The organism is Amycolatopsis sp. NPDC000009, from assembly GCF_055563465.1.
Genome location: NZ_JBVHDI010000039.1, coordinates 24,006 through 31,374 on the forward strand (window position 1 = coordinate 24,006; position 7,369 = coordinate 31,374).

Sequence of the window (7,369 nt, forward strand, 5' to 3'; positions counted from 1 at the left end):
CATGCGTACTGGTGATCAGATCGTCCAGGACCTGCCCTGGCGTTGGAGCGTGCAGGGAAAGATCTTCCTCATCGGCGGGCTTGGCTACATGTTCGACGCCTGGGACGTCGCGCTGAACGGATTCCTCACCCCGCTGGTCGGGACCGAATTCGGCTTGTCCGCAGGCGGAAAGGGGCTGGTGGCCACCGCGAACCTGATCGGCATGGCCGTCGGCGCGGTCGTCTGGGGCACGATCGCCGACCGGATCGGCCGGAAGAAGGCGTTCAGCATCACGCTGCTGCTGTTCGCGCTGTTCTCCGTGCTGGGCGCGCTCGCGCCGAACGTGGAGACGTTCCTGGCGTTGCGTTTCCTGGCGGGGATCGGCCTCGGCGGCTGTATCCCGGTGGACTACGCGATCGTCAGCGAGTTCTCCCCGCGCAAGCATCGCGGCCGGGTCCTGTCCGCGATGGACGGCTGGTGGCCGATCGGGACGACGCTGGCCGCCGTCACCGCGACCCTGCTGGTCCCGGTCGAGGGGAACTGGCGCTGGATGCTGGTCTTGATGATCCTGCCCGCGCTGCTGCTGTTCTGGGTGCGGCGTGGGGTCCCGGAATCACCGCTGTACCTGGTGCGCAAGGGCCGCGAGGCGGAGGCGCGGGCCGTGATCGACGACCTCGTGCGGCGTACGGGCGCGACGCCGGAGCCGTACTCGGTCCCGCCCGCGGTGGTCGAGGACACCCGCGGCGGCGCGATCGCGGCCGCGTTCGATCAGCTGCGCCGGGTGTGGGCGTTCAACCCGAAGATCACGGCGGTGGCGTGGTCGCTGTTCATCAGCGTCATGCTGGTCTACTACGCCGCGCTCAGCTGGATGCCGTCCATCCTGCGGGCGCAGGGATTCGGCGAGATCGCCGCTTTCGCGTCGACCGCGCTCATGAACGCGACCGGCATCGTGGGTGTCGCGGTGGCCGTGCTCCTGGTCGACAGGGTCGGCCGCAAGCGGATCATCATGGTCGCCGGCCCGCTCACCGCGCTGTCGCTGGTGGTGTTCTCCCTGCTGCTCGACACGCCTGCCGCGGCGGTCGTGGCGATCGGCGCGTTCGGCCTGTTCGCGCTGGTGGTCATCCCGGTGATGTACGCCTACGTCTCCGAGCTCTACCCGACGGAACTCCGGGCGTCGGGATTCGGCTGGGCGTCGTCGTCGAGCCGGGCGATCACCGGCTTCGCGCCACTGCTGTTCGGGAGCGTGCTGTGGCCGGTGCTCGGGTTGCCGCTCACCTTCACCGTGCTGGGTGTGCTCGTGGTGGCCGCGGTCGTGTTCATGAAGGTGGGCGCGCCGGAGACCCGTGGCCGCGAACTCGACCGGATCGTCGAGCCGGCCGAGGCACCCGCCGAGACCAGGACGGCTCTGTGAAGCCCGCCTCGTTCCGGTACCACCGGGCCCACGACGTCACCGACGCCGTCGGCCTGCTCGGCGAGCTCGCCGCGGCGGGCGAGGACCCGAAGCTCATCGCCGGCGGGCAGAGCCTCATGCCGATGATGAACTTCCGGCTCGCCCGCCCGACGGCGCTCGTGGATCTGGGGCCGCTGCGCCGGGACCCGGCGTTGAACTCGTTCCGGCGTAACGGGTCCAGTCTCACGATCGGCGCGATGGTCACCCATCGGGCGGTCGAGGTCGCCGACCTGGGACCGGATTTCGCCGTGCTGTCCCGCGCGATGCGGTGGGTGGGGCATCTGCCGATCCGGTCCCGCGGCACGGTGGCGGGCAGCGTCGTCCACGGTGACGCGACCGCGGAATGGTGCCTGCTCGCCCTGCTGCTCGACGCGGTGATCGTCGCCGAAGGCCCGGGCGGACCCAGGGAGATCCCGGCCGAGGAGATGTTCCACGGCTTCTACACCACGGCCGTCGAACCGGACGAGGTCGTGACCGCGGTGCGCTTCACCCGCCCGTCGCCCCGGGCCGCGCTGACCGAGTTCGCCCGCCGTCACGGCGATTTCGCGATCGTCGACGCCGCCGTGAGCATCGACGCGGAGCACGGGGGCCGGGTCGTGCTCGGCGGCGTGGCCCCGGCGCCCGTCCGGGTGCCCGAGGCCGAGGCGCTGCTCGACGGCGGTGTCCCCGGACCGGACCTGTTCGCCGAGTGCGGTGAGGCCGCCGCGGCGGCCATCGACCCGCCCGACGACGCGGCGGGCGGTGCCGCCTACCGCCGCCGTCTGGCGCGCACCCTTGTCACCCGGGCGCTGCGCGAGGCATGGGAGAAAGGAGAAACGCGATGACTCCGCGGTTCGACGGGCGTGACGGCCGCTGGGTCGGCGCGTCCGTGCCCCGGCGCGAAGACCCCCGGTTCCTCACCGGCCGGGGCCGCTTCGTTGACGACATCCAGCTCCCCGGGATGCTGCACGCGGCCTTCGTCCGCTCGACGGTCGCGCACGGCACGATCACCGGGATCGATCTGGCGGCCACTTTGGCGGTCGACGGCGTCGTCGCCGCCTACACGGCATCCGACCTCGATCTCGGGGACATCGTCGCCCTGCTCGACCGTCCGCCCGAGGAGTTCTCGCCGACCGCGATGCCGATCCTCGCCAGGGAGAAGGTGCGGTTCACCGGCGAACCGGTGGCGCTGGTCGTCGCGCGGGATCCGTACAGCGCCGAGGACGGCGTCGAAGCCGCGATGGTCGAGTACGAGCCGCTCGGGGCGATCGTTTCGGAGGAGTCGGCGTTCGCCGCGGACGCGCCGCTCGTCCACGACGAGGCGCCCGGCAACGTGCTGGTCGACGTCTCGATGTTCGACACACCCGGCGTCGACGCGGCGTTCGAGGCGGCCCGCGCGGGTGGCGGCCGCGTGGTCGAAGTCGTCACGAAGAGCGGGCGGCAGAACGCGCTCCCGCTCGAAACGCGGGGAGTGGTCGCCTCCTGGGACGACCGCGACGACCAGCTGCTCGTCCAGATGTGCACGCAGGTGCCGCATCAGGTGCGCACGGCGATGGCCCGTTCGCTGCGGGTCCCCGAACGTACCGTGCGGGTCACCGTCCCGGACATGGGCGGCGGCTTCGGCCAGAAATGCGTCGTCGGCCGCGAAGAGATCGCGGTCGGGGCGGCGGCCCGGCGGCTGAACCGTCCGGTGAAATGGATCGAAGACCGGCGCGAGGCGCTCACGGCCGGATTCCTTGCCAGGGAACAGCGTTACCGCACGCTGGCGGCGTTCGACGAGGACGGGCGGATCACCGCGCTGGACGTCGACGTCGTCTGCGACATGGGCGCGTACTCGTGTTACCCGTTCACGGCGGGGATCGAGCCGCTGATGGCGTCGGCCGAGATGCCGAGCGTGTACCAGGTGCCCGAGTACCGCGTCCGTGCCCGCGCCATAGCGAGCAACAAGGCCCCGACGGCGCCCTACCGCGGGGTCAGCCGACCCCAGTACGTGATGGCGATCGAACGGGTCATGGAACGTGCCGCGAGGGAACTCGGCCTCGATCCGGTCGAAATCCGGCGGCGCAACGTGATCACGCAGTTCCCGTACACCGGCGTCAACGCCATCACCTACGACCCCGGCACCTACCGCGAATCGCTCGAACTCGCCGAGGCGGCGATCCGGGACGAGTGCTGGTACGAGATCCGCGACCGTGCCGCCGCCGAGGGGAGGCATGTCGGCATCGGCTACTGCTGCTTCTCCGAGCGGACCGGATACGGCTCCGGTGCCTTCGCCAAGCGGAAGATGGCGGTGGTCCCCGGCTTCGACATCTCCGAGATCCGGATGGACACCACCGGGTCCGTCGTGGTCACCAGCGGCACCATGAACCACGGCCAGTCCCACGAGACGACGCTGGCGCAGATCGTGGCCGACCGGCTGGGGCTGCACCTCGACCAGGTCAAGCTCCGCCAGGGCGACACCGAGCGCATCGCCTACGGGTGGGGGACCTTCGCCTCCCGCTCGGTGACGATCGGCGGCTCGGCGGTATCCCTCGCGGCCGGCAAACTCGGCGAACTGTTGTGCAGGATCGCCGCGCACCTGCTGGAAACGAGTCCCGACAACGTCCGCCTCGACGGTGACGGCGGCGTCGTCCAGATCGACGATCCGGAGCGGCGCGCGTCGTTCGAGGAGATCGCCGACGTGGCCTACCTGCGCAGTCATCTGCTGCCCAAGGACGTCGAACCGACGTTGACGGCCACGGCGAGCTTCGACGTGCCCGGCGACGGCACCTTCTCCAACGCCACGCACGCCGTGGTCGTCGAGGCCGATCCGGGCACCGGCCAGATCAAGATCCTGCGCTACGCCTGCGTGGAGGACTGCGGCGTGGTGATCCATCCGCAGGTCGTCGACGGCCAGTGCCGCGGCGGGATCGCGCAGGGCATCGCCGGCGCGTTGTTCGAGGAGGTCACCTACGCGGGCAACGGGGAGCCGTCGGCCGCGAGCTTCATCGACTACCTCGTCCCGACCGCGACGGAGATCCCCGACATCACCGTCACCCATCTCGAAACCCCTTGCGCCTTCACGGAAAACGGTGCGAAGGGCGCGGGGGAGGGCGGCACCATCGGCGCACCCGCCGCGGTGCTGAACGCGATCAACGACGCGCTGCGCCGTACGGGAGTCGAACTGGACACGACCCCGGTCCATCCGCAGACCGTGCTCGCCGCGCTCGACGCGGAGATCCACCAGGAAGTGAGCGTTCCATCATGAGCGACCGGCACCTGATCGTCCTGAACGTCAACGGCGAGTCGCACGAGGCGCTCGTCGAACCGCGCAAGACCCTGCTCGACGTCCTGCGCCACGACCTCGGGCTCACCGGCACCCACGTCGGCTGCGAGCACGGGGTGTGCGGCGCCTGCACCGTGCTCGTCGACGAGGAACCGGTGCGGGCGTGCCTGATGTTCGCCGTCCAGGCGGAGTCGGCCGAGATCCGCACGGTCGAATCGCTGGGGCAGGACGGTGAACTTTCCGATCTGCAGCGGTCTTTCAGCGAGCACCACGGTCTGCAGTGCGGGTTCTGCACACCCGGATTCCTCATGCTGGCCGAGGGATTCCTCGCCCAGCGGCCGGACGCGGGGCGCGAGGAGATCCGCGAGGCCGTCTCGGCGAACCTGTGCCGCTGCACCGGTTATCAGACGATCGTGGACGCGATCGAGGCGACCGCGACCCGCCGGTGCCACGCCGCGAAGAAGGAGGCGACAGCGTGATCCTGGAAAACCGACTGTCCGTCCCGGCCGGACCCGACGCGGTCTTCGCCTTGATCAACGACGTCGAACGGGTGGCCGGTTGCCTGCCGGGCGCGACCCTCGACGGGCGGCAGGACGACGCCTATCTCGGCCGCGTCAAGGTCAAGGTCGGCCCGATCACCGCCGCCTACTCGGGCACCGTGCGCTTCACCGACGTCACCCCCGCCGACCGCACCCTGCGGCTCGTGGCCAGGGGCGCGGACGCCCACGGCAACGGTGACGCCGAGGCCGACGTCACGCTGACCGTGCGCGAGGCACCCGGCGGCGCCACCATCGAGTTGCGCACCGATCTGTCGATCCGCGGCAAGCTCGCCCAATTCGGCAAGGGCGCGATCGGCGCCGTCTCCACCCGGCTGCTCGACCAGTTCGCCCGCAATCTCGCGGACCAGCTGGACGGGCGGCCCGTACCGGTGGCGAAATCCGCTCCGGCGGACGGCGGCGAGGCCCTCGACGGTCTGGCGATGCTGGTGCCCGGCAACGTCAAACGCTACGGCGTGATCGCGGCCGCCGCCGCCCTCGGATTGTTCCAGGGCTGGCTGCTGGGCCGGATCCGTACGCAGGACAAACTGATCAAGGAGTTGCAGCGTGCCCGTCGATGAACGCCTCGACAGCGTGTACGACCGAGCCGGTTTCGGCGCGAGCGTGCCGCGCGGATCGCGCCCGGCCCTGGTCGTGGTCGACCTGACCCGCGGGTTCACCGAGCCCGGCTTCCCGTCCGGAGCCGATCTCACCGCCGAGGTGACCGCGACCGCCGCCCTCGTCGCCGAGGCGCGCCGGCGGGACATACCGGTGATCTACACCGCGATCTCCTACACACCCGCCGAAGCGGACGGCGATGCCGTCGCGTGGCTCCGGAAAGCTCCTGGGATGCGAGCGCTGCGCGAAGGAAGCGAGGCGGTCGTCCTCGACCCACGGCTCGAACGGCGTGAGGGCGACCATCTCATCTTGAAGAAGGGCGCGTCGGCGTTCCACGGGACCTCGCTGGCCGCGCTCCTGACGAGTCTGGGTGCGGACACCGTCGTCGTCTGCGGCGCGACGACTTCGGGATGCGTCCGCGCGACGGCGGTCGACTCCGTCCAGTCCGGCTTCGACACCCTCGTCGTCCGGGAAGCCTGTGGCGACCGTGCCCAGGGACCGCACGATGCCGCCTTGTTCGACCTGCAAGCGAAATACGCGGACATCGTAGGTCTCGAAGACGCGTTGGCGTACCTCGCGGAGCAGGATCTCCGCACGCTGGGTCAACCCGCGCTGGCGGATCTCGGCGACGTTCCGGCGACCAGTCGTTGGGTGCGCTCGGGCCCGGTCCGGCTGCACGTTCTCGACTACGGGCCGTCCGACGGAGTGCCGTTGCTCGTGCTGCCGGGAATCACCAGCCCGGCGGTCACGATGGACTTCGTGGCGAGGGAGCTCACCGACCTCGTGCGACCGCTCGTGCTCGACGTCCGTGGGCGCGGGTTGTCCGATGGCGCCGAGGACTACGACCTGGGAAGCTACGCCGCGGACGTCGAGGCGGTCGTGGACGGACTCGGGCTGCGCGATCCGATCCTGTTCGGACACTCCATGGGCGCGCGGATCGCCGCACGGGCCGCCGCCGCCCGGCCGTTCCGGGGCACCGTGCTGGCCGACCCGCCCCTGAGCGGTCCCGGACGGGCGCCGTACCCCACCACCCTCGACGCCTTCCTCGGGCAACTCGCTCAGGCCCGCCGGGGCACCGACGCCGACGAGGTCGCCCGGTCCTGGCCGCGATGGCCGCGCCGGGAACAGGAACTGCGTTCTCGCTGGCTTTCTTCGTGTTCCCGCACCGCGATCGCCGCGACCCACGGCGGTTTCGAATCGGAGGACTTCTTCGACGACTGGCCGAAGGTGCCCGCTCCGACGTACTTCTTGTATGGCGGCGCGAGTCCGGTCGTCACCGCCGACGGCGCGGCCGAGGCCGCCGAGCGCAATCCGGCGGCGGAACTCGTCGAGATCCCGGGGGCCGGGCACATGATCTTCTGGGACGAGCCCGAGGCCGCCCTCGGCGCTTTGCGGGACGCGTTGCGGAAGCTGTTGTGAGTGGGTTGCGAAAGCCACTTTCGCAACGTTGAAGGTTGCGAAAGTGGCTTTCGCAACGTTCGGCCGTGGCCAGGAGCCATTCGGCACCGCTGGCGGGGCCCTCACTCGAAGTTCTGCATCCCC

6 protein-coding genes are annotated in these 7,369 nt (G+C 70.6%); all 6 read left to right on the forward strand.

The features are described 5' to 3' along the window. The first annotated feature begins 1 nt into the window (after position 1). Genes ACZ3HL_RS44425 through ACZ3HL_RS44450 form a run of 6 tightly spaced genes read left to right on the forward strand, consistent with a single transcriptional unit; the run spans position 2 to position 7,246 of the window. Positions 2 to 1,390 carry an MFS transporter gene (locus ACZ3HL_RS44425; protein ID WP_465411790.1) on the forward strand — a complete coding sequence of 463 codons (1,389 nt, stop codon included), beginning with the start codon at positions 2 to 4 and terminating at the stop codon, positions 1,388 to 1,390. Continuing rightward, a complete protein-coding gene (locus tag ACZ3HL_RS44430) occupies positions 1,387 to 2,253 on the forward strand; it encodes an FAD binding domain-containing protein (RefSeq protein WP_465537983.1) in 867 nt (288 codons plus the stop codon). The genes ACZ3HL_RS44425 and ACZ3HL_RS44430 overlap by 4 nt, the downstream gene beginning before the upstream one ends. Beyond that, positions 2,250 to 4,655 (forward strand): xanthine dehydrogenase family protein molybdopterin-binding subunit, encoded by a 2,406-nt coding sequence (locus ACZ3HL_RS44435; protein WP_465537985.1) that lies wholly within the window; start codon positions 2,250 to 2,252, stop codon positions 4,653 to 4,655. Before ACZ3HL_RS44430 ends, ACZ3HL_RS44435 begins: the two co-directional genes overlap by 4 nt. Beyond that, positions 4,652 to 5,152 (forward strand): (2Fe-2S)-binding protein, encoded by a 501-nt coding sequence (locus tag ACZ3HL_RS44440; protein WP_465537986.1) that lies wholly within the window; start codon positions 4,652 to 4,654, stop codon positions 5,150 to 5,152. The genes ACZ3HL_RS44435 and ACZ3HL_RS44440 overlap by 4 nt, the downstream gene beginning before the upstream one ends. Beyond that, positions 5,149 to 5,790, forward strand: a complete 642-nt coding sequence (locus ACZ3HL_RS44445; RefSeq protein ID WP_465537987.1) for an SRPBCC family protein — start codon at positions 5,149 to 5,151, stop codon at positions 5,788 to 5,790. The genes ACZ3HL_RS44440 and ACZ3HL_RS44445 overlap by 4 nt, the downstream gene beginning before the upstream one ends. Then, on the forward strand, positions 5,777 to 7,246 hold the full coding sequence (locus ACZ3HL_RS44450; RefSeq protein WP_465537989.1) for an isochorismatase family protein: 1,470 nt from the start codon (positions 5,777 to 5,779) through the stop codon (positions 7,244 to 7,246). The genes ACZ3HL_RS44445 and ACZ3HL_RS44450 overlap by 14 nt, the downstream gene beginning before the upstream one ends. Positions 7,247 to 7,369 lie beyond the last annotated feature (123 nt).

What these genes read in the sequence shown, in the direction of transcription:
- ACZ3HL_RS44425 (WP_465411790.1), top strand. Translation starts at nt 2, where the DNA reads ATGCGTACTGGTGATCAGATCGTCCAGGACCTGCCCTGGCGTTGGAGC.
- ACZ3HL_RS44435 (WP_465537985.1), top strand. Translation starts at nt 2,250, where the DNA reads ATGACTCCGCGGTTCGACGGGCGTGACGGCCGCTGGGTCGGCGCGTCC.
- ACZ3HL_RS44440 (WP_465537986.1), top strand. Translation starts at nt 4,652, where the DNA reads ATGAGCGACCGGCACCTGATCGTCCTGAACGTCAACGGCGAGTCGCAC.